The sequence below is a fragment of the Sporosarcina sp. P1 genome, from assembly GCF_002743155.1.
Lineage (GTDB): Bacteria > Bacillota > Bacilli > Bacillales_A > Planococcaceae > Sporosarcina > Sporosarcina ureae_B.
On record NZ_PDYS01000004.1, the window covers coordinates 139140 to 159258 of the forward strand.

The window sequence follows — 20119 nt, forward strand, 5'->3', positions numbered from 1 at the left end:
GGTCTATTCAGACACAAACTCTGAAAGGACTTGGGCAACCAATGTACGCGGCAAGATCACCGGTAGCCCACTGCTCTTTACAGCCTCCAATTTATGTTCTTCACCATAGCCCATGCAATCAAGTACAATCAAACTTGCCCCTTGCTCTTGCAGTGCAAGTGCAGCTCCTGCGATATCACTTTTTTCATAGGGTGATGCCACTTCTGTAAACAATTTCAGTCCTTGCTGATTCCACTTCGCCAGTAATTTCTCTCTTTGCTCTTCCAATGGAATGATCAGACCAAGCGAGCATGATGATGATATAGCGCTAACCATTTCATTTAGCACTTGATCCGGATAGATAATAGGTTGTGTCGTGCGCAATGTTGGGAAATCACCTGTACATAACATTAATGTAATATCCGTTTTACTCTCCAGTTCGGTTAATTCTTTTTGCAATAAAGGAAGGAGTTTGCTTTTCCCGATTTTTACGGACTGACCATTTCGCATTCTGGAAATATAAGTTGTATCAGTGTCATCAGGTAGGACAGAATGAATAGTTTCGTCCGTCAAGCTGTCCAATCCTCCGCTTTCTATAATGGTGACGTCTGCGCCCATAATGGATTGAATGAATGGGGTCACGTCTGTTCGCGGCGATTGTCCGATTGTCAAAACACCTACGATTTTCTTTGTCATTCTTCTTCATTTCCCAATGTTTGGAGATGCTTCATGGAACCATATAACATTTCCAAACGTCCGAATTCTTTTTCATCGTAGAATTCTATTTGACCTCTTGTAAATTCTTTAGCAATTTCGATTGTAAATCGGACTGCTTGCGCTACGTCCACTTCATGACTTGCACCCGTTCCGCTACCTGGCACAGCCGTTTTAGCAGTGATTGCCACACCTACCACGGGTGCATCGGTTGCGACTGCAGGCTGTAGAATACTGTTGATGTGATAAACATCATTCCCGTAAGGTGTAATATCCTGTGTAGTCACTGCAAATGTTACAGGTAAATCCCCTGTTGTCATTTCCATGATTCGAAGTAACGCATCACTGAATTTCAGTACATATCCTGATTTCACAGTTGGCGATAGTGCAATACCCCGATGGTTAAATACGCGATTTCCTTTTGTAGTATCGATCGAAACTACCGCTTCCATCTCGGGCACTACTTCATATTGATTCATCGTCAAGATATCTACTGGCGATCCCATGAAATCAACTGGTTCGTGTGGTTGTGTAGGGGCAGTTGGACAAATATGCGTAGTAATAATGATGTCACCAGATAAACGATCGCCTTTAACTGACATATTAGCGAGTTTCAAGCCAATTGTGACCGCAGCTGCCGCTCCATCTCCGTCTGATACAAATCCTATTCTGTGAGGACGGGCACCTATTCCACCTAAACGACCAACGATTCCTAGTGTTCGCGCTTTTCCACCGCTAAGTTTACCTTCCGTTCCTCTCACAACGATTTTCACGAAGTCTGTAGAACCTTTAGCTCCTGTAACTGTCTCATAAGTGGCTTCACAATGTTCAAATCCCTCGAATAAATCTACTACTTGTTTCCCACTAGCATGGATATCATCTAAGATTTCCATAACGTCCATTGTATACTTTAATGACATATGTAATCATCCTTTTCAAATAATAGTTTTGTTAATAATCGGTTCAATCATACGTAATAGTTTTTCATTGAACATCGTCGAGCTTAATTTTAAATGTTCTTTCGGGACAGAAATGACTGCGATCTTCATTCCTTCTTCTAGCTCTGCACTGACAACAGGCATGCCCGTTTCTGCGTTAAATGTCATAATGAGGTCAGGAAACGTACCTTTTCTTTCCCCATTCATTTCCACTGTCATGTATTCATTCCAAAATGTCATTTCGAGATCATCCACTTGTACATAACCGACGTCAAATCCCTTTACTGCCTTTAAGTCAAACTTGCTGATGGTACCTGAATAAATGACCCGTCCTTTTAAATGGGTAGCTACCGCCTCAATACGGTCAGGACCTTCTACCGAAAAGAAGACTTCACCAAGTTCTATAGCTTGTGAAATGCCACCGACCGCGGCATGTTCTTTAATATGACCAATAGATACAGGGTTTCTGCAAACCCCTACCATGCCACCTGCTTCTACCGAGACTGAGCGCACAATGTTGGATGAAATGTCTAGTGTACTGGAGATGACACCTTCTACTCGGCGATCACCTTCTCCGCCCGCAAATGCTTGAATGGACACGTAGCCTTCCTCTTCCGATAAATTTAAAGATCCCATGGAACCCGTTGGATGGGCTCTACCGTTACATGGTGCATCCAAGAATGGAAGTCCCGTTGCAGCTGCTTGGAGCCAGCCGTTGATAGTGGTAGCCGCTCCGTTTTCATTTGTCATGAGTGCTTTAATTGGTTCTGGAAACTCCTGCTGGATTCGTTCTACTGTTGAGACAAGCTGTTCACTGTTGATATATACGTCTCTAGCGGATGGTGCACCAACTAGTGATACACACGCTACATAATCTCCATCCTCTAATTCATCTATCGTGATAAGTTGTGGTGAACCAAGAGTAAAGGCTTGCTCTGTTTTTTCTAAGCCATCTGAAATCCAGCCACCGCCACCCCCGCCTAAAATACAGCCTCCATAAACTCCATTAATTGCATCATCTTTTGTAAGTGTTCGTATTGTCATAATTATTCCTCCATTACTTTACTTTCCATAGTGACGTGAAGAAGCTGTAGATCGCATCTCCAGCGATAAATCCTGCTGCCATGGTGTACATTGTAGATTCTGCTTCGGGACCTTTTACTTTCAGTACAATAAATCGAATGGTAATACCTGCAAGTACCGCCCAGCCGGCGATTGGATTAATAATCAATAGACCTGTCGCAAACAAGATACCCATTTGTCGTCTAGGACCGCCGATTAATTGGATGAGCGCGCCTGGAATTGCCCATAGAAGAAGTAACATGCCAACGTTTCCGCCCAAGCCACTTTCAATCGTAGTAGCATAGACAAGATCTACTGGTGGTACAAGATCTTGTGCGAAGAAGGAATCGTGGAAAAGAGCTACCATGACAATCGCTACACCAAAACCGATTAATGAACTCTTTAATTGTTGTCTACGACCAAATATCTCAATTGCTTTCTTTTCGTGACTACGCAAGATCGCTCCTGATTTAAAGTCATAGCCTAAATCAGCAAATGCTGGACCTGTTGCAGCTGTAAAACCAGTAAGTAGTGCAAGTGCAATCGGTGGGAAGCCTAACATCATACCGATAAGCAAGGAAATCAATGTCACCGCGAATGCCGGGAACCAACCGGAGTGCATGGCTGCAATTCCGACGATAATCTCACTGGCCAATGCGGCAAATGCTGCGAACAGTACAAACATAATCGTTTGTGTTACTGACATGTCGCCGATGATTCCGCCAATAACCGCTAAAATAAGAGCCGCCACTACATACAGTAGAAAACCGATACCAAATCCTTTTTTTACATCATTGTCTGAACGCGTGTAGCTATAGTCGCCCTCTTCTTTACGTTGTGCATTCTTTTGTTTCTTCGCCTGCCAAAGCGTGATGACAAATTGTAGTAAAGCAACTGAGCCTGCACCAATCATCATGCCATGAGGAATATAAAATTCATTTATATCTACACCAAACATCGGAATGGAATAGCCGCGAAGCAATAGGCCAATACCAAACATGAGTAACGCCCAAATGTTGCCGATGAATGCCACACCAAAGGCCGACATCGCGATACCAAAGTACGATCCGATTAAGCCAACTCCAATACCTATACCAAGGAATTTGGCTTTTGAACCACCTTGGTCCCCAGCTTTTAACGCCTCTGCTGTCGCAATACCAGGTGGCCATGCTTCATTGGCTCCAAATAATTTCGAATCAAATACTTTGTAGAGAATGAATACATCAATGAACAAAGCAAGACCTGCACCGATCAGCATCGGTGTAATTAGTTCAGGCATCCCCATTACAAATGGGAGTCCAATCGGAATAAGCAAGCTATTCGCCGCTCCGAATGTTGCCGCTGATATCGAAGTCTGAATAAGATTTTGATTCTCTACTGAACGATACTTATAAAACATCTGCATCGGTATTCTAGCGATTAGCATTGCAACCAGTGCACCGATAATCGATGTATTCGGCGTGATTCCTAATGATGTAATCAACTGCATCCCGATTATTGCACCAAATATTGAAATGATGATCGAAAAGATAACAAATGGTAAATCAAATGTTTTTGTCTTTGTATTCATCCCTTACCCCCCCTTTGTAAATTGTTTATACCCCAATGCCTGCGCTTCTACCAAATCAATGATCGGTATATGGATTTCTTTTAATAAATACGCTTTCAGTCGAATCGTAGAGAACCCTGTACAAGCAAACAATATGACATTTGCCCCCCACTTCACTGTTTCATGCGCAAGTGCTAGTAATTCTACCTTTGCTTGTTCTGTAAATAGGTCCGTAGTTTTTTGTAAGTTTGGCGAATAGGAATAGGTGTAAAAGTGGCCACCTAATTCATCAATAATATTTTTCGGAATCGTATTCGTAATTCCTATCACAGCAACTTTTCGTCCAGCTTGCATAGCCGCCTTTGCTCCACATTCACCTGCACCCATTACATAAAAATCCCCCAATTCCTTTAACTCTTGTAGCGCTGGATCGGCTGCACAACTAATCGTTATTGCGTCCACACCAGGTTCTCTGATAAGTTCTTGAGCAAGAGAAATAATCTTTGGGACAGCTTCTGCCACTGTCTTAGGATCGTAAATGCCATTTGGCTGATCTTGAATACATCGTGTAATTGTTTGAATTTGATCTGTTTCCCACATGCGTTCTCCATGCTCGAGCAAGATCTTTTCATCATCTGTTGTGAGCACTCGAATAATTCCCAACATTCTCACCACTCCTTTGACCAACTATAAATAATTTAACTATTCAATGTAATGTTAGTAGTGTGCAATTTTCAGTCGGTTGTATTGCACATAATTTACACAATAAAAAATAGACGTTCTAAGACGTCTATCTATTTAAAGATTTTATTCGCAAACAAAAGTTCAAAATAAAACGATTTTCTGCTTCATCAATATTCATCTGCAATAGTTTTTGTATTTTCTGCAGTCGGAATGTCAATGTTCGTCGGTGTATGAACAATTTTTCCGATGCCTTTGTAACATTACCATTTTCATTCAAATATACTTCTAACGTATGTAGTAATTCTTTATTTTGATCGACAAATAATGGTTCTAAAATACTTTTAGTATAGTTTTTCACTACATTTTGAGATGTTAAATTAATAAGAATTTCATATATGCCTAATTGATCGTAGGTGTAGAACGTCTCTTTTTTTCTAATAAGTCGTCCGATTTCCATGGTTTTATCGACCAACCGAATACTATCCGCCACCACGCGACTGTCTTTTTCTATCGGAGCCACTGCAATTGTCAATGAGTGGATACTCTCTACAACCACTTTTTCAAGTGATTTCATAACAGATACACCCTCATCTTTTTTGCAATCTACTAGTGCATAGTAGCGACCATGCTTTTCGAACAATGTAAAAGAGCATTCTGGAATGTCTTCCATAATAAATAGTAGCTCTTTCAATACTATATTTGAATAATCAATGACATAATGCGTTAGCGTACCATGTTTTTCAAACCAGCTTGCATGGAAGCGAATAATGAAGTGCTCTTTCATTTGAAATTCTTGCTCATCTGCTTGGTTGAATTGCTCCAGCCGTTTAAGATGTTCAATTCGTTTTTTTTGTAAGTAGAGCTGTTCATTCATAAATAATTCTTCTATCTTTTCCACGGTCTCTTTCAGATTTTCGATTGGACTATTGCCGGCTTCTAGTTTTTCCGTATAAGGTATATGAAGCATCCCAAAGATATATTTGTTAGATAGTAACGGCATAATCAAGATATTTCGAAAACCATCTATTTTTAGCAATGTTCCACCAGGTTGTATAAGTGATGTCTTCCATTCTTCATAAAGCTCTTCATAATTCGTATGGATTGGTCTAGAAAACAGAGCTTTAGAATCACGCCAACCATTTGGAAGAAATTTTTTCGTGCAATAGAGCAGAGAACACTGTACATCTTCTATATATAATGGACCTCCGATAATTTCACTCAATTCTTCCATTGCTTTTGAAAGTGAGACAAAGGATTTGGATTCAAAGTCTATGAATGGTTGGTAGGAGTTTTCCTTTAGCTGCTTCTCTTTGTATAATCGCTCATATAAGGGGGCCAGTACATTGATATATGAAACATTTTTAGGTATGACAATAATAGGGAAATTTTCTTTATTCGCAATAGCCAACATTTTTTCGGGCAACTCATCAACGAATCTACCGAGTTTGATGACTATACCTGCTGCATTTTTATCAATCAATGTCTGAACGATTTCAATTTGCTTTTCTTTGTCATTTTTAATTGAATAAAACGTTGTCATAACTAATATCCCCGATGTAACCCAGCTGACTACTTCAGGAACTTCCATTACTTCAATGGAAGTGATTTCACGTGTTATACCTTCGGATCCAGCAATAGTTATACTTTTCGTCAAGTCACCAATCGTTAGCGCTTCGTGAATATTCATCTATATCCCTCCTAACTTAATAGTATACAATATACTGTAGATTATAAGGAGTAGGTAGAGAATTAGTATTTTTAATATTTTTATTCTTTATCTAACAGGAATTTTCATAACATACCTATATCATTTTTCTGCTACTTCCGTTCTTTCATATACGTTTCAATTTTATTGCACGATGTATCATAGCAATTAACGAATTGAATTTTCAATTAATCACAAGTAAACGCCTCCCCATCTTTACGATAGGGAGGCGTTTTTCTTTCATGTATCTTGTAGGATATAGCCTTACTTCTCACCCGCAATAATATCAAATATAATATCCGCATGATCCGTATTATCTAACAGTCCTGTAAAACGCTCTTTGGATGGTCCATAGGCATAAACCGGTACGTCTTCACCTGTATGTCCACTAGTTGTCCAACCCGTATACGAACGTTTATCGATGATTTGTTTGATAGCTGTTTCGATAGCACTTGCCTCTGTACCTGCTGCTTGAATTGCTTCTATTTCCTTCTTTTCCAATGGCAAACTTTCTTGATCGATGTAGCGTTCCAATGTCTGTTCTACATCGTTTCCATTCGCAATTTCTTGTGCAATGAAAGCAGGTGTACGCTTCACGGCTTTGATGACATCGGCAGACCAGTTATAGACGCCATCCGCTCCTATGGAAAATCCGCCAGTTGAGTGATCCGCCGTCGCAACGACCAATGTGTGGGGATCGTTTTTCGCAAACTCGATAGCTGCCTTGAATGCTTTCTCGAAGTCTTCCATTTCACTCATCGCGCCGACCACATCATTGTCATGTCCTGCCCAATCGACTTGGCTTCCTTCCACCATGAGGAAAAATCCGTCTTCATTTTTCTTCAATCGTTCAATCGCCGCTTCTGTCATTTCTTCCAGTGAAGGGGTTTCTGCCGAACGGTCAATCATTTTTGACATGCCGCCATCTGCGAACAATCCTAGTATTTTATCATGCTTATTGTTCAATAACTCTTCTTTTGTCGTGGCATATCCATATCCATCCAGTTCGAATGAATGTGCATGGCTCAAATCTTCTCTGACGAAGTGTTTTTTCCCACCGCCTAGAAGGACATCGATGGTATGCTCGCCATTGATGCGTTCATTGTAATAATCATCGGCGATTTCGTCCATATTCTTTCGACTTTCATTATGGGCACCGTAAGCGGCGGGAGTGGCATGTGTAATTTCAGAAGTGGCGACAAGGCCTGTCGACTTCCCTGCTTCTTTTGCCGCTTCAAGGACAGTTTGCACACGCTCTTTCTTTTTATCCACCGCAATGGCGTTATTGTATGTTTTGACACCTGACGACATAGCCGTTGCCGCAGATGCTGAATCGGTGATCGACTCCTCGTCGTCATCAGGATATGTCATTTGTTGACCGACCAAATATTTATCGAACGCTGTTAACTCGATCTCAGGAGTTTTCGGATCATCTTTGAAGTAACGATAAGCGGATGTATAGGAACTTCCCATGCCATCCCCAATCAAAAATATGACGTTCTTGATTTCTGTAGCGTCTTCCTTTTTCACTTCGTTAGCTGAACTCGTTGAATTATTCCCTGTCCAGATGGCTCCACCAATTAACGCAGCGGATAGCATGACTACGGGCACGACTGTCTTCTTCAACAATAAACAACCTCCTGTATTTGTAATCAACTATTACTCTACTGGAAGATTATTAATATACGGAGAAGGCTGTGTAAATGTTTTGTAAGGAAAGTGCTTTTAAAATAGTATTTCGTTGTTAAACTAGCGGATTATATTTATCACGCCACCATCTACTAACTATCCAACAGGCGGTACAGATTTTTTCCGATTCCCCATAAACATCTCCAAAGAACCCGAACCGAAGAAGACCCCTGCCACAATAAATACCAAACCGATAAAGTGAGCGGGATAAATGGATTCCCCTAAAAATATACTCGCGCCAATCAGTGCGAAAAATGTATTGAAATTCAAAAAGATCGAAGCCCGTGCTGCACCGATGGTTTGAATGGCTGAATTATACGCCATGTGACCAACTGCGGTTGCGATCAGGGCAGAGAACAGGAATACACCCCAGACAGTTGGGGTTCCTTTACTTAAGTCAGCAAAGCCACCTGGTTCTTTTATCAGTGCGATGATGACTAAAATGATGGAACCGACTAACATCATGTATCCTGTCAGTAGTCTTGCATCCATTGTTCTGGAAGCTTTTTTTATTAGCATAAAACTAATGGCTTGGGACAATATCGATAAGAAGATTTCGACATCTCCGAATGAAGTTTTGCCTACTGTTCCACTACCTCCAAGCACCACGATACTTACGCCTATACCACCGAATAGAAAGCCCATAGCACGTACACCTGTAATTTTCTCTTTCAAAATAAAAACAGCTAACGTCGCTGTCAATAGCGGTCCAAGTCCTAAAATTAATCCTCCGTTAGCAGCACTCGTTCTGGAGAGTCCTTCCGCTAGAAAATAATGATGCATTACGACATTGGTCGCTGCACCCCCAACAATATATAGCCATTCCCTATTTCTAGGTAAGCGAATTTTCTTAAGAAAAAATAAGATGACAAACACTAAAATGGCCGCTGACATAATACGCATGGACGTCATAGTAATCGGATCAAAATAGGTCACGAGATATTTGAGAGCGGATACGTTCATTCCCCATGTGAACATGACGAGTACTAATGTGATAATTACTTTTAAATCTTTCATAGTTCACTAGCCCTCTCTGCAGATTATTTTCGTATTGGGCTAATTATAAAAGGTACATTCACAAAGTCAATGTTACCAAACTCGCACTTCCCTCCTACACACGATTATGTGTATACTAAATAACAAAACAAGTTAACTAGTATACAGTTCAGAAAAGGTGAGTTTCTATGATCAAATTACGCGGGCACCATATCTTTTGTTTGCTTGGATATCGGGGAATGGGCTATTCAGCAGAGTACACGGAAAACATGACGAAAATTCATGATGTGTTACGGGAACGGCCCGATACGTTGATTCAAATCACGAAAGGACCCGATTATTTATGCGCGAAATTTCCTGAAGGACAACCGTATCATTGTGAAGATAAAGGCATTTATGTACGCGACGCGGAAATTTTGCGCAAGCTCGCATTGAAAGTCAGTGATGTGTTACCTTGGCGTGAAGTCGAGAGAAGAATTCGGCTACATGTGGTACCGGATGATATTGTCGTAGTGTGCGAAACCTGCTCGTGGCGTTCGTACGGGTTTTGCCAGGAAGGTGTCGAGGATATAGTGGAATCAAGAGCATTGCGGGAGGTTCTTCAGGACAAATAAATTCCTCAGAACAATAGTCCAAGTGGAAAGAGCATGATATGATAAGTACATAGAAATGAAAGCGCATTCATACACTTTCATTATATGGACTTATAATGAGGAGGAGATTTCGATGAATATGTCTCTCCAGCAAAAACAAGAACTCGGTTTGCGGATGACTACTGAACTCCGGCAAGCGATCGAGCTTTTGCAGTTATCAACTTATGATCTGGAACTATATATACGAGAAAAAGAGTTAGAGAATCCTGTAATTGAGATACAGGAAGCTGAAAGAACGGATTCATTCCAAGAACGGCAATCCACTAATTACTCTAGTCAGGAAACCAATTCCACAGAATGGGTGAAGCAGCAAGAAGTCAGTACGCGTGACCAAATGCTGCGCCAAGTCGAAATTGATTTCAAAGACGTCGAGACGAAGCAATTACTGAAGACGTTGATTCATGGTTTGGATGATAATGGCTATTTATGTGCAGAGATGCAGTCTATAGAACATGTAGAGACAGGTATTGAATTACTGCAACAAATCGGTCCACCTGGCATAGGTTCTCGGACACTGCAGGAATGTTTGTTGCTACAAGTTAAAAGTTGCGAAGAGTACCCCGCTTTAATCGAAACGTTCATATCGAAGTATTTGCCCTATGTGGCCGAACGTAAATGGGCAGATATCGCAAAAGGTATGAACATTACGATGGCTCACGTAAACGAATTGCATGAATTTCTGCTGACGTTGCATCCAAGACCTTGTCCAGAGCTCGGTCACAGTGAAACAGAATTTATGATGCCTGACGTGATCATAGAAGAAAAAGACGGGAAATTATCGTTTCATTTGAACGATCGGGATCTTCCCAAAATCGGACTGCGCAAGGAGTATGTATCTTCTCTTACAGGTACATCCGAACTGTCTTCCTATTTGCGCGGTTATCATAAACAAGCGCAATGGTTGCTGACGAGTATCGAACAGCGACGCAATACGATCATTCGCATTGTGACGGATCTTCTCGAAAAACAGGACGCGTTTTTTCGACACGGAAGGAAAGCCTTGCAGCCCATGACGATGAAAGATGTAGCGGATAGTATCGAGATGCACGAGTCGACCATTAGCCGTACGGTTTCCAATAAAGTGATCCAAACACCTGCTGGCACATTCGAAATGCGTTCATTATTCACTTCCAAACTAGCCGCACAGGATGGTGACAGTGTGTCGCCATCCGCTGTCAAAACATCTATCCAGTCACTGGTTACAAATGAGGATAAACGTAAGCCGTTATCCGATCAAAAGATTGTCGACTTACTCTTGAAAGAACAAGGAATTACTATTTCGCGCAGGACGGTCAGCAAGTACCGGGAAGAACTTCACATCCTGTCGTCTAGTAAACGGAAGTCGATTTTATAGACTTTAAGTTCTATACGTGCGTCATTTCTCCGGTGCCCTTTCCCCTGTCCGTAGAAATATGATGCGCTTTGACGTATTGTTTGTATTTATGTGAATTCCTCCTTACTCGCTTGAAAAATATCGGTATAAGAAAAAGCCGCTCGACCCATTCAGGTCATGGCGGCTTTGTGATTTATTGAATGGTATACCCATCCGACGAATTAAATTTCACTTTCATGCGGCCGTATTCCGTTTCCACATTGAATGTGTACTGATCGAATGTGTACTGCACATCTGTCACGGGATCCAGCTCGACTTGTTGAGTGGTTGTGACATGTTTGACAATCGTGTTTTTATGGCCATATGCTAGATATTCTTCTTTAATGACCTTTTCTGCTTCTTTGATCGTTAGCTTGAAATTTTTCGTACCGACTGGCGTGAAGTCGAGTGCGTTCATTTTCCATTTGCCGTCTTGCATTTTGAATTGATAAGCTACATAGCCACCAACGGAAAATCCGTTTTGGAATTCAACTGTGTTGACATTGAGTGTATTGGCATCCGGCTGATTGAAATCAAACCGCACGACCGGCTCAAACCGAATGAATGGGAAGACGGGTGCGTAACACTCTATACACGCTTTGCCGTAGTAAGACGACAGGCCTTTTTCGGTAAATGATTTCGTTGCGTACGCGCGCAACGAAGGCTGAATATCTGCATAGGATTGACCGTACAGTTGACCTTCCCTCATTACTTTCTCCAATTGGAAAGGCAAGCGGTTGACGAGATCCCATGCTTTTCCTTTCGTCACTTGTTTGTTAGCAGGACGCGCGTTTTTCACGAGAATCGCACCGTACAGGAACTGTGCATAGTGTGCGCGAGTTACGGCTGCATCCGGGAAGAATTCGCCTTGATACCCTTTCGCAATTCCACTCGCGAACAATGCATTGGCATGTGTATAGCCCCAGTGGTCATTGTAGACATCATAAAAGGCATTATGCTTCGTCATATGCAGATCGAAAGCAATATCGAGAACTTTCGCCATTTGAATCCGTGTAATCGGTGCATCCGGATTGAAGTAGCCATCTGTTCCGCCACTGAAAATGCCAGCTGCAGTCAATTTCATAATCGAGGCATAGTACGGGTGACTTTTCGGTACATCGCGGTACGTGACGGTGCTGTTTACTTGCGGTAGCTTCAGCGCCTGATCTAGTAACTTCGCCACGTGTTTACGTGAAATCATCTCTTGCGGTCGGAATGTGCCGTCTGTATAGCCGCCTATGAAGCCTTTATCCTGTAAATAGTGGATCGCTTCATAGTTCGGGTGATTCTTCGACACATCCTTGAATTCTTTTGTTGCCGCTTGCGTGGAACCGAATGAAACAAATGAAAGCATAACGAGCAATACAGTCCAAACGAAAATCCGACCAGTCTTGTTCATAATCTTTCCTCCTCAGTGAATTATTTTGTCGGCTGTAGGTTACTTGTTATTATTATTCTACCAAGTTTCAAATGATTCGTATATATTTATTTTCGCAATATTGCAAATACTCCAGTGTTATTTTTAATCCCGTCCTATTTCAAGTTTTCGCCATGGTGAAAATGACATTTGACCTATCGTAAGAAGTCTGTTAGCATGAAAAGATTGTTATCCTTTCGCCAAACTTCGATTATGTTTAATGAAACGTCATGGGATGTATCATACTACAATGAATACGTTCATAGTTTCGAGTCTTCCAGTACAACAATTTATAATTTCACTGGGGGTAATTTCGACTATAGCGGTCTAGACTTCATTAATGTACAAAACTTATTTGTTGTGAGTGTGGAGAATTTCGCTCATAATAGTGGATACAACCCTACTGCAACAGTCGGTGCACTTGCCTATCGTACTGCGGAAGGCATTCAGAAATACCAGTAACAAGTGGATTTCTCGTATAAATTAAGTGGGAAGGATGGATGGATTATGAATATAGCAGCAATCGGTGTACCAGGGCTCATTATTATCCTTGTGATTATTTTGATTCTTTTTGGACCTCGCAAATTGCCTGAAGTCGGCTCAGCAGTCGGTAAAACTTTAGCAGAGTTCAAAAAAGCTACTAAAGATATTATGGGCGATGATGAAGAAAAAGAAAAAACAACTGTTACTCCTGCCAAAACGATTGAAACTGATAAAAAAGATATTAAATAAGTAGGTGAAAAGATGGATCCGTATAGTGATCAAAACCGGAAAAACGAAAGCCCATTAGACAAAAAAGCAAATGATGAAGAAACCGCTCTGCCCGATCACTCTGCGGAGACTTCTTCCACTGAACGGGCTATACCAGAAGAATTAAAACCAGAACCACAACCGGAAGAATCCAGAATGCCTCCTCCTGAACAACCTGACGATGAAAAGAAAGATGCAGATCCTGCGCTAATCGAGCATCTCACGGATCTTCGGAAGCAGCTCATCAAAAGTGTCGTCGTATTCCTGGTTTTCTTCATTGCCGTATTCAGCACCATCAATCTATGGTTCCCATACGTCACACGGGGCTATAAGCTGATCGTTTTGAGTCCGCTTGAAGTCATTTCATTCTATACGACGATTTCCGCTGCGATGGCATTTGGTTTGTCCGTCCCGTTCGTCTGTCATTTCCTCTGGCAGTTCGTCAAACCGGGTCTGACGCAGAAAGAAGGACGTTTCCTAAGTCTCTACTCCCCTGCTATTCTGCTCCTATTCGTCGGTGGTCTGGCATTCGGGTACTACGTAGTCAATCCACTAAGCTATAACTTCTTAGTGAAGCTCGGTAAAATGAATTTTGATGTCATGATCACGGCAAAAGAATATGCACGTTTTTTATTAATGACCACCATGCCGATTGGTTTGCTCTTTGAGCTTCCAATCGTCGCGCTATTCCTGTCCGCTATCGGTATTCTGACATCCGAAACTATGAAAAAAGTAAGAAAGTGGTCCTACGTGATTCTCGCTGTAGTGTCCGCATTGATCACGCCTCCTGACTTCTTGAGTCAGTTGATCATTCTCATTCCGATGATCGCTTTGTATGAAGCAAGTATTTTCATTGTCATGAAAACTGAAAAACGATTGGTACCAGAAGCAGAGGCATCGTAAAGACTATGAAAAAGCGTTCCACTTTTAAAGTGGGACGCTTTTTTCATGCGAAAATATACGTGAAGGACGCAGCCGTGCCCATAAATCCAGGCAAGCGCTCTATATTGCCCGATATTCGCTCTATACACCTCGCCAGCCGCTCTATACACCACCCCAACCGTTCATACTTCACTTCTACGCCTTTTCAAACCATGTGTATTCGCACAACAATTTTAATTTATTTAAAACTATTTGACAATTAGTCCACTTGGCTTTATTATTAGTAAAAGTTCTTTAAAAAAATTAAAGGTGGTTATTAATATGACAGAGATGATTTATGGCAATACTCCATGTATGTTGGGGGCTAAAAATATATCAGCAACAAAAGATTTTTCGGATGTAGATGTGATTGTATACGGAGTTCCTTGGGAAGGTGCGGTTACTTGGGGAGATTACACGGGCTGCGAACTCGGTCCAAAAGTCATGCGCTTATGTTCTTCACGCTACTCAGGTTACCTTCCTGAAATCAACGACATGGATGTTTTCGAAAATATCACACTAGGTGATATGGGAGATATCGACATCGTGCCTGCTGATGTAGACGAAACGATGAAGCGAATCACTGATTTCACTTCGGAATTATGGAAAACAGGCAAGTTCGTCATCGGTCTTGGCGGCGATCATGGTATTACGTACCCTATCGTGAAAGCGATTGCAGAGCAGGATAAAAAGGTTGGAATCATTCATATGGACGCTCACTATGACAACCTTCCTTCTCACAACGGTGATCAGTTCGCTCGTTGTAGCCCATTTGCTCGTTTGTATGAACAAGAAGGTGTGCGTAACGAAAGTATTATCCATACAGGTATCCACGGCCCTCGCAATAAACCCGAAAGCGGACGCAATGCGAAAGCAGCTGGTGCAGTGACCATTACGATCAATGAAATCCGTGGCCATAAAGATTTAAAAGAGATGGCTAAAGAAATCTATGCACAAGCTTCAAAAGATGTAGATTGCGTGTACTTGACGATTTGTAGTGATGTGTTGGACTTCGCATTCAATCCGGGCGGTCCAGTAGATGGAAATGGCTTAACTTCTTATGAATTACTGACTTTGGTACATGAAATTTGTAAATTAGGCGTAATCGGGATGGACTTCGTGGAAATTTATCCGCAACAAGATCCTAATCAATTTTCTGCCCATTTTGCTTCTACTTTGATCCTGTATGCACTAGCAGGAAATATCCTTCACCATCAGCAAAAAGAAGGAAAATGAGCTACTACTTCTCAAACTACTAAACCTTTCGATTGATAATAGTCGATTTTTCTTTCTTGGTATAGGAAAATAAGGAATAGTATTTAATCTGAGGAGTGTTAGAAGATATGAAACAAAACCAATTGATTTTCGATTCTTATATACGAATGGCTGATGCCATATATAGTGTGTTCAATGTGAACTGTGAAGTTGTAATCCATGATGTGACGAAAGTAGAATCCTCTTTAATTTATTTAAAAGGGGATGTTACGGGCAGAGCGGTTGGAGCCCCTACTACGGAAGTCATTTTGAAGGAATTGAAGAAGAAGCACGAGGACATTAAAGATTTGAATGGCATCATCACGAATACGACGCGTGGAAAGATTATCAAGACTTCCATTGTATTCATTAGAGATATGGATGGCAAAGTGATTGGTTTCCTTGGTATCAATTTGGATATCACAGAAATCAATCGTTTGCAGCAAGTGCTCGAAGAAATGATTCGTCCGGACACAAGCTATGATGGGCAGCATTTCGATGAAACGTATGCGACTCATATCGATGAAGTGTTCGATAATATTACGAAAAGCACTATCGTGGAGCTTGGAATCGATGTTGAAAACTTGAAACGTAAAGATCGTATTACGTTTGTGCGCCAGTTGGAAAGTAAAGGAATATTTTTGATTCAAGGATCTGCTGATCGAATTGCGGATTTATTAGGTGTATCCAAACAAACCATTTATAACTCACTCGAGGAAAAGTGACCTTTCTTTTCCTCGCCTATTCAGTGAGGACAATTAGGGGAGGAAAAGAAGATGGTCGCTAACGTACCCGTTACACAGCAAGTTAAGAAAAAAGGGTTACTTTCAAAGATAAAATCGATGGGACCGGGAGCTATTATTACTGCTTCATTCATAGGTCCGGGTACTGTCACTACCGCCACTCGCGCAGGTGCTGGATTTGGTTACGCCATTCTATGGGCAGTAGTCTTCTCTATTATCGCAACCATTGTTCTTCAGGAAATGTCTGCACGACTGGGTGTAGTTTCAAAAAAGGGATTGGGTGAAGCGATACACGACCAATTCAAACAACCTTTACTGAAATTCGCTTCTATCTGGCTCGTCATTATATCGATCGGCGTTGGCTGTGCTGCGTATATTTCAGGTGATTTGATGGGAACGTCCCTTGGCGTCTCTACATTGACGAATATTCCAGCACATATTGTAAGCCCTTTCATTGGTATAGCGATCCTATTCTTGGGATTGACGGGCAGTTATAAATTAATTGAAAAGTTAATGATTTTCCTCGTCATCGTCATGAGTGTGACGTTCATTACGACAATGATTGTTGTAAAACCTGATATTGGCGCGGTATTTGCCGGGGCATTCATCCCAAGCATACCGACCGGATCGATCATTATTATTATCGCATTGGTCGGAACAACAGTCGTCCCGTATAACTTCTTCATCCACTCTTCCATGGTGCAGGAACGCTGGACGCAGGTAAGTGACTTGAAGGAAGCAAGATGGGATACGATCATTTCAATTTGTATAGGAGGGTTAATAACTGCTGCCGTTTTGATCACAGCAGCGTCTACGATGATGGGCATGGAAGTGACGAGTGTAGCTGACCTTTCTGTCCAATTAGAGCCGTTATTCGGTTCATGGGCGAAAGTATTTATCGCAATAGGCATTTTTGCAGCTGGTTTCTCATCCGCTATCGCAAGTCCCCTTGGCGCTGCAGTCGCAATCAGTAGTGTATTAAAGTGGGAAGGCGGAATGAAGAATAAAAAGTTCAAGATGGTATTTTCCGGTGTGATCGTCATTGGTATTATCACCTCCGCAATTGGTTTCAGTCCACTCAATGTATTGCTTGCGGCACAGGCATTAAACGGAATTCTGCTTCCAATTGTAGCGATTTACCTATTTGTTATTATGAATAATAAACAATTACTCGGAGATCAGCGCAACTCCACTTTACTCAATATCATTGGAGCTATCGTCATCTTGATCGCGATTTTCCTTGGTGGTTATAGTCTAGTTGATGCAGTTCAAGTATACTTGTAAGAAGGGTTGCACAAGGAAAAGCGTTCCACTATAAAAGTGGGACGCTTTTTTGATTTGTTTTATTAGTAAGCCAAGCCATCGTCTGAATTCACAAGCACTGTATCACGGCCATCTTTCGTGTCTACAGTAAATTTATACTCTGTAAATGGATATTTTTCTTTCGTGACAGGATCTTCACCTGTCTTTTTCGCTTGTGAAACGTACGTTATTTTAACATTTGAAGAATAAGCATAATTCAATTTCACAACACGCTCTGCTTCAGCTTTAGTCAGTTCAAAATTCTTTTTCCCTACTTCTGTCCAATCAAAGTCATCCATCTTCCAACTACCCGATTCTTTCTTAAACGCGTAGTCAACAAAGCCGCCACTTGATAGAACATTACTAAATGAAACGGTATGGACTTGCAGCGTATTCGCATCCGGTTGTTTATAATTGAAACGCATGGAAGGTTCGATTGTTAAACCAGGGAATAAAAACGAATCACACTCTGTACAGACGCTCGGATAATCTTCTTTCAGCAAGCCATCCACAAATGCTTTTGTAGCATAAGGTAGCTGTTTTGAACGAAGCTGATTATACGTTTGATTATCCACTTTCCCTTGGATACGAATCCCTTCAATCACAATAGGTAAGCGCATAGTCAAATCTACCGCTTTTTCTTTAGTTACACTAGAACCTGAGGGTGATTTCCCTACTTTCATCGCACGATATAAAAATTCTGCATAGTGCGCACGTGTAACGGACTGATTCGGAAGAAACTTCCCTTTATCTCCCTTCGTTACCCCATTAGAATACAATGCACTCGCATGTACGTATCCCCAGTGTAAGAAGTGTAGATCTTCAAACTGTGCCGGTTCCTTCATATTGAGCTCAAATGCCAAATCCAGCATCTTGGCCATCTGGATTCTTGTGATGGAAGCATTCGGATTGAACTTCCCATCCATTCCACCACTGATGATCCCCTTGTTGTATAACTTCATAATGGGCTTGTAATACATATGGTTTTTCGGCACGTCCGTAAAGACCAGTTTATCGGTAGGCGGTTGCGGAAATTTCAACACTTGATCGAGCAACGAGGCTACGTGCTTACGACTAACCGGTTCACCTGGACGGAACGTACCGTCAGGATAACCAGTGATATACCCCGCTTTCTGCATTTCTTGAATCGCCGTGTAGTTCGGGTGCTTCTTCGATACATCCTTAAATTCTTTCGCAGAAGCTTCGTTGGGATCTGCAAAAACAAGCGATAGAGCCAGCACTAATGCTGTCCACACTAAAACTCGTAAAGTATTCTTCATACACTTTCACTCCTTTGTTCGGTAGTAGACTATCCAAAACAATCTACTCTCATATTATCAATAACTCTGCTGAAAGTATATACACATTTGTATAATTAAGGAAGTGCTCTACGTCTAGTCTATACATTCCGAGAATTTTTAACACCATTGTATACTTAAACCAACTGATCACCGGTTATGGATGACCGTTTACACTTTTCACTCTTTACAGCTATTAAACTCCCAGATGAATTGACATATAACACTTTATTAGATAGAATTGCCAAATTATCTATTTAACATTAAAATTGTTTTCAACAACCTAGGAGGATGGAAAATGGCCGATAAAAAAGATATGAAACCTGGCGATTCTAATGCTAAACAAGCACCAGATGCAAGCCGTCGTCAATTTATGAAAAATTCCGGTTTGGTTGTCGGAGGAGTCGCAGGTGGTTCATTACTTGGCGGATTACTGACTAACCAATTTAAATCCGATAAAAGTGCTCCCGTAAAAACAGAAGATCAAAAGGTGGAGTTGACAGAAGCACGTATGTTCTTTGAAAGATACGAAGACTTTGTCGTTCTTGAACAAGCAACTGAACGTATTTTACCGAAAGACGATAATGGTCCTGGTGCGATCGAATTAGGCGTTCCCTACTTTATCGATAAACAAATGGCTGGATCATGGGGCATCAATGGTACGGATTACAGACAAGGTCCATTTTTAAAAAATGATCCACCAGTCGATCAAACTAGTCTGAACAGAGGCCAAGTGATCGTTACGGGCATTAGAAAAATGAATGAAGAAAGTAAAAAACGTTTTGATGTAACATTTGATAAAGCAGAAGAAGAACAACAAATTGAAATTTTACAAGACTTTGAGAGCTCTAAAGTAAAACTTCGCGGCGTAAATGCGGGTAGTATGTTCCAGTTACTTCGTGAATTAACAATGGAAGGTGCGTATTCCGATCCATTATATGGTGGTAATCGCAATATGGCTGGTTGGAAAATGCAGGAGTTCCCTGGTGCTGTGCCTTCCTACGCTGATATCATCGAAAAAGATGAATTCGTTAAAAGAGATCCAATGAGTCTAACAAGTTATCAACAAAAATCGTAATTTAAGGGGTTACTT

The 20119-nt window shown here is 41.3% G+C and carries 19 protein-coding genes; 9 read left to right on the plus strand and 10 right to left on the minus strand.

The features are described from left to right. Positions 1-3 precede the first annotated feature (3 nt). From CSV73_RS06925 to CSV73_RS06960, 8 genes are all read right to left on the minus strand, one after another. Entirely contained in the window at positions 4-675 is a 672-nt protein-coding gene (locus CSV73_RS06925; RefSeq protein WP_099627000.1) for an AroM family protein, read from the minus strand. After that, on the minus strand, positions 672-1613 hold the full coding sequence (locus tag CSV73_RS06930) for a DUF1177 domain-containing protein (protein WP_099627001.1): 942 nt from the start codon (positions 1611-1613) through the stop codon (positions 672-674). Before CSV73_RS06930 ends, CSV73_RS06925 begins: the two co-directional genes overlap by 4 nt. A 15-nt stretch (positions 1614-1628) precedes the next feature. Next, the gene (locus CSV73_RS06935) at positions 1629-2675 is read right to left on the minus strand and encodes an S-methyl thiohydantoin desulfurase family protein (RefSeq protein ID WP_099627002.1); all 1047 of its coding nucleotides are present in this window, start codon (positions 2673-2675) and stop codon (positions 1629-1631) included. Between the two features lie 13 nt (positions 2676-2688). Beyond that, a complete protein-coding gene (locus tag CSV73_RS06940) occupies positions 2689-4263 on the minus strand; it encodes an OPT/YSL family transporter (RefSeq protein ID WP_099627003.1) in 1575 nt (524 codons plus the stop codon). Between the two features lie 3 nt (positions 4264-4266). Continuing rightward, positions 4267-4908, minus strand: a complete 642-nt coding sequence (locus tag CSV73_RS06945) for an aspartate/glutamate racemase family protein (protein ID WP_099627004.1) — start codon at positions 4906-4908, stop codon at positions 4267-4269. Positions 4909-5032: 124 nt separating this feature from the next. Then, on the minus strand, positions 5033-6613 hold the full coding sequence (locus CSV73_RS06950; RefSeq protein ID WP_099627005.1) for a PucR family transcriptional regulator: 1581 nt from the start codon (positions 6611-6613) through the stop codon (positions 5033-5035). Positions 6614-6895: 282 nt separating this feature from the next. Further along, positions 6896-8230 carry an alkaline phosphatase gene (locus CSV73_RS06955; protein ID WP_099627036.1) on the minus strand — a complete coding sequence of 445 codons (1335 nt, stop codon included), beginning with the start codon at positions 8228-8230 and terminating at the stop codon, positions 6896-6898. Between the two features lie 186 nt (positions 8231-8416). Continuing rightward, positions 8417-9337 carry a DMT family transporter gene (locus CSV73_RS06960; RefSeq protein ID WP_099627006.1) on the minus strand — a complete coding sequence of 307 codons (921 nt, stop codon included), beginning with the start codon at positions 9335-9337 and terminating at the stop codon, positions 8417-8419. Positions 9338-9504: 167 nt separating this feature from the next. Between CSV73_RS06960 and CSV73_RS06965 the strand changes: the two genes are divergently transcribed. After that, complete coding sequence (locus tag CSV73_RS06965) at positions 9505-9930, plus strand: DUF1284 domain-containing protein (RefSeq protein ID WP_099627007.1); 426 nt, start codon at positions 9505-9507, stop codon at positions 9928-9930. Positions 9931-10042: 112 nt separating this feature from the next. Next, positions 10043-11323 carry an RNA polymerase factor sigma-54 gene (gene rpoN / locus CSV73_RS06970; protein ID WP_099627008.1) on the plus strand — a complete coding sequence of 427 codons (1281 nt, stop codon included), beginning with the start codon at positions 10043-10045 and terminating at the stop codon, positions 11321-11323. Positions 11324-11495: 172 nt separating this feature from the next. Here the strand turns inward: rpoN and CSV73_RS06975 are convergent, their stop codons facing one another. Further along, the gene (locus tag CSV73_RS06975) at positions 11496-12740 is read right to left on the minus strand and encodes an S-layer homology domain-containing protein (RefSeq protein ID WP_099627009.1); all 1245 of its coding nucleotides are present in this window, start codon (positions 12738-12740) and stop codon (positions 11496-11498) included. 195 nt (positions 12741-12935) lie between these two features. On the opposite strand from CSV73_RS06975, the gene CSV73_RS06980 reads away from it, so the two are divergent. The 6 genes from CSV73_RS06980 to CSV73_RS07005 all read left to right on the plus strand — a co-directional run bounded on the left by CSV73_RS06980 (position 12936) and on the right by CSV73_RS07005 (position 17710). After that, complete coding sequence (locus tag CSV73_RS06980) at positions 12936-13220, plus strand: SEA domain-containing protein (protein WP_099627010.1); 285 nt, start codon at positions 12936-12938, stop codon at positions 13218-13220. Between the two features lie 45 nt (positions 13221-13265). Next, positions 13266-13490: a twin-arginine translocase TatA/TatE family subunit gene (gene tatA / locus CSV73_RS06985; RefSeq protein ID WP_158232304.1), complete on the plus strand. Its 225-nt coding sequence runs from the start codon at positions 13266-13268 to the stop codon at positions 13488-13490. Positions 13491-13502: 12 nt separating this feature from the next. Then, complete coding sequence (gene tatC / locus CSV73_RS06990; RefSeq protein ID WP_099627011.1) at positions 13503-14411, plus strand: twin-arginine translocase subunit TatC; 909 nt, start codon at positions 13503-13505, stop codon at positions 14409-14411. 300 nt (positions 14412-14711) lie between these two features. Continuing rightward, positions 14712-15665, plus strand: a complete 954-nt coding sequence (locus CSV73_RS06995; protein ID WP_099627012.1) for an agmatinase family protein — start codon at positions 14712-14714, stop codon at positions 15663-15665. A gap of 107 nt (positions 15666-15772) precedes the next feature. Continuing rightward, positions 15773-16408, plus strand: coding sequence for a helix-turn-helix transcriptional regulator (locus CSV73_RS07000; protein WP_099627013.1), 636 nt, complete (start codon positions 15773-15775; stop codon positions 16406-16408). A gap of 51 nt (positions 16409-16459) precedes the next feature. Beyond that, entirely contained in the window at positions 16460-17710 is a 1251-nt protein-coding gene (locus CSV73_RS07005; RefSeq protein WP_099627014.1) for an Nramp family divalent metal transporter, read from the plus strand. Between the two features lie 62 nt (positions 17711-17772). Here the strand turns inward: CSV73_RS07005 and CSV73_RS07010 are convergent, their stop codons facing one another. Continuing rightward, on the minus strand, positions 17773-19008 hold the full coding sequence (locus CSV73_RS07010) for an S-layer homology domain-containing protein (protein WP_099627015.1): 1236 nt from the start codon (positions 19006-19008) through the stop codon (positions 17773-17775). A gap of 316 nt (positions 19009-19324) precedes the next feature. Here CSV73_RS07010 and CSV73_RS07015 point away from each other — a divergent pair, with 316 nt between their 5' ends. Continuing rightward, positions 19325-20104 (plus strand): gluconate 2-dehydrogenase subunit 3 family protein, encoded by a 780-nt coding sequence (locus CSV73_RS07015; RefSeq protein ID WP_233202848.1) that lies wholly within the window; start codon positions 19325-19327, stop codon positions 20102-20104. Positions 20105-20119: the final 15 nt, after the last annotated feature.

What these genes read in the sequence shown, in the direction of transcription:
- CSV73_RS06935 (WP_099627002.1), bottom strand. Translation starts at nt 2,675, where the DNA reads ATGACAATACGAACACTTACAAAAGATGATGCAATTAATGGAGTTTAT.
- CSV73_RS07000 (WP_099627013.1), top strand. Translation starts at nt 15,773, where the DNA reads ATGAAACAAAACCAATTGATTTTCGATTCTTATATACGAATGGCTGAT.
- CSV73_RS06995 (WP_099627012.1), top strand. Translation starts at nt 14,712, where the DNA reads ATGACAGAGATGATTTATGGCAATACTCCATGTATGTTGGGGGCTAAA.
- tatC (WP_099627011.1), top strand. Translation starts at nt 13,503, where the DNA reads ATGGATCCGTATAGTGATCAAAACCGGAAAAACGAAAGCCCATTAGAC.
- CSV73_RS06980 (WP_099627010.1), top strand. Translation starts at nt 12,936, where the DNA reads ATGAAAAGATTGTTATCCTTTCGCCAAACTTCGATTATGTTTAATGAA.
- CSV73_RS07015 (WP_233202848.1), top strand. Translation starts at nt 19,325, where the DNA reads ATGGCCGATAAAAAAGATATGAAACCTGGCGATTCTAATGCTAAACAA.
- CSV73_RS06945 (WP_099627004.1), bottom strand. Translation starts at nt 4,908, where the DNA reads ATGTTGGGAATTATTCGAGTGCTCACAACAGATGATGAAAAGATCTTG.
- CSV73_RS06940 (WP_099627003.1), bottom strand. Translation starts at nt 4,263, where the DNA reads ATGAATACAAAGACAAAAACATTTGATTTACCATTTGTTATCTTTTCG.
- CSV73_RS06925 (WP_099627000.1), bottom strand. Translation starts at nt 675, where the DNA reads ATGACAAAGAAAATCGTAGGTGTTTTGACAATCGGACAATCGCCGCGA.
- CSV73_RS06930 (WP_099627001.1), bottom strand. Translation starts at nt 1,613, where the DNA reads ATGTCATTAAAGTATACAATGGACGTTATGGAAATCTTAGATGATATC.
- CSV73_RS06975 (WP_099627009.1), bottom strand. Translation starts at nt 12,740, where the DNA reads ATGAACAAGACTGGTCGGATTTTCGTTTGGACTGTATTGCTCGTTATG.
- CSV73_RS06965 (WP_099627007.1), top strand. Translation starts at nt 9,505, where the DNA reads ATGATCAAATTACGCGGGCACCATATCTTTTGTTTGCTTGGATATCGG.
- CSV73_RS06955 (WP_099627036.1), bottom strand. Translation starts at nt 8,230, where the DNA reads ATGCTATCCGCTGCGTTAATTGGTGGAGCCATCTGGACAGGGAATAAT.
- CSV73_RS07010 (WP_099627015.1), bottom strand. Translation starts at nt 19,008, where the DNA reads ATGAAGAATACTTTACGAGTTTTAGTGTGGACAGCATTAGTGCTGGCT.
- rpoN (WP_099627008.1), top strand. Translation starts at nt 10,043, where the DNA reads ATGAATATGTCTCTCCAGCAAAAACAAGAACTCGGTTTGCGGATGACT.
- CSV73_RS07005 (WP_099627014.1), top strand. Translation starts at nt 16,460, where the DNA reads ATGGTCGCTAACGTACCCGTTACACAGCAAGTTAAGAAAAAAGGGTTA.
- tatA (WP_158232304.1), top strand. Translation starts at nt 13,266, where the DNA reads ATGAATATAGCAGCAATCGGTGTACCAGGGCTCATTATTATCCTTGTG.
- CSV73_RS06960 (WP_099627006.1), bottom strand. Translation starts at nt 9,337, where the DNA reads ATGAAAGATTTAAAAGTAATTATCACATTAGTACTCGTCATGTTCACA.
- CSV73_RS06950 (WP_099627005.1), bottom strand. Translation starts at nt 6,613, where the DNA reads ATGAATATTCACGAAGCGCTAACGATTGGTGACTTGACGAAAAGTATA.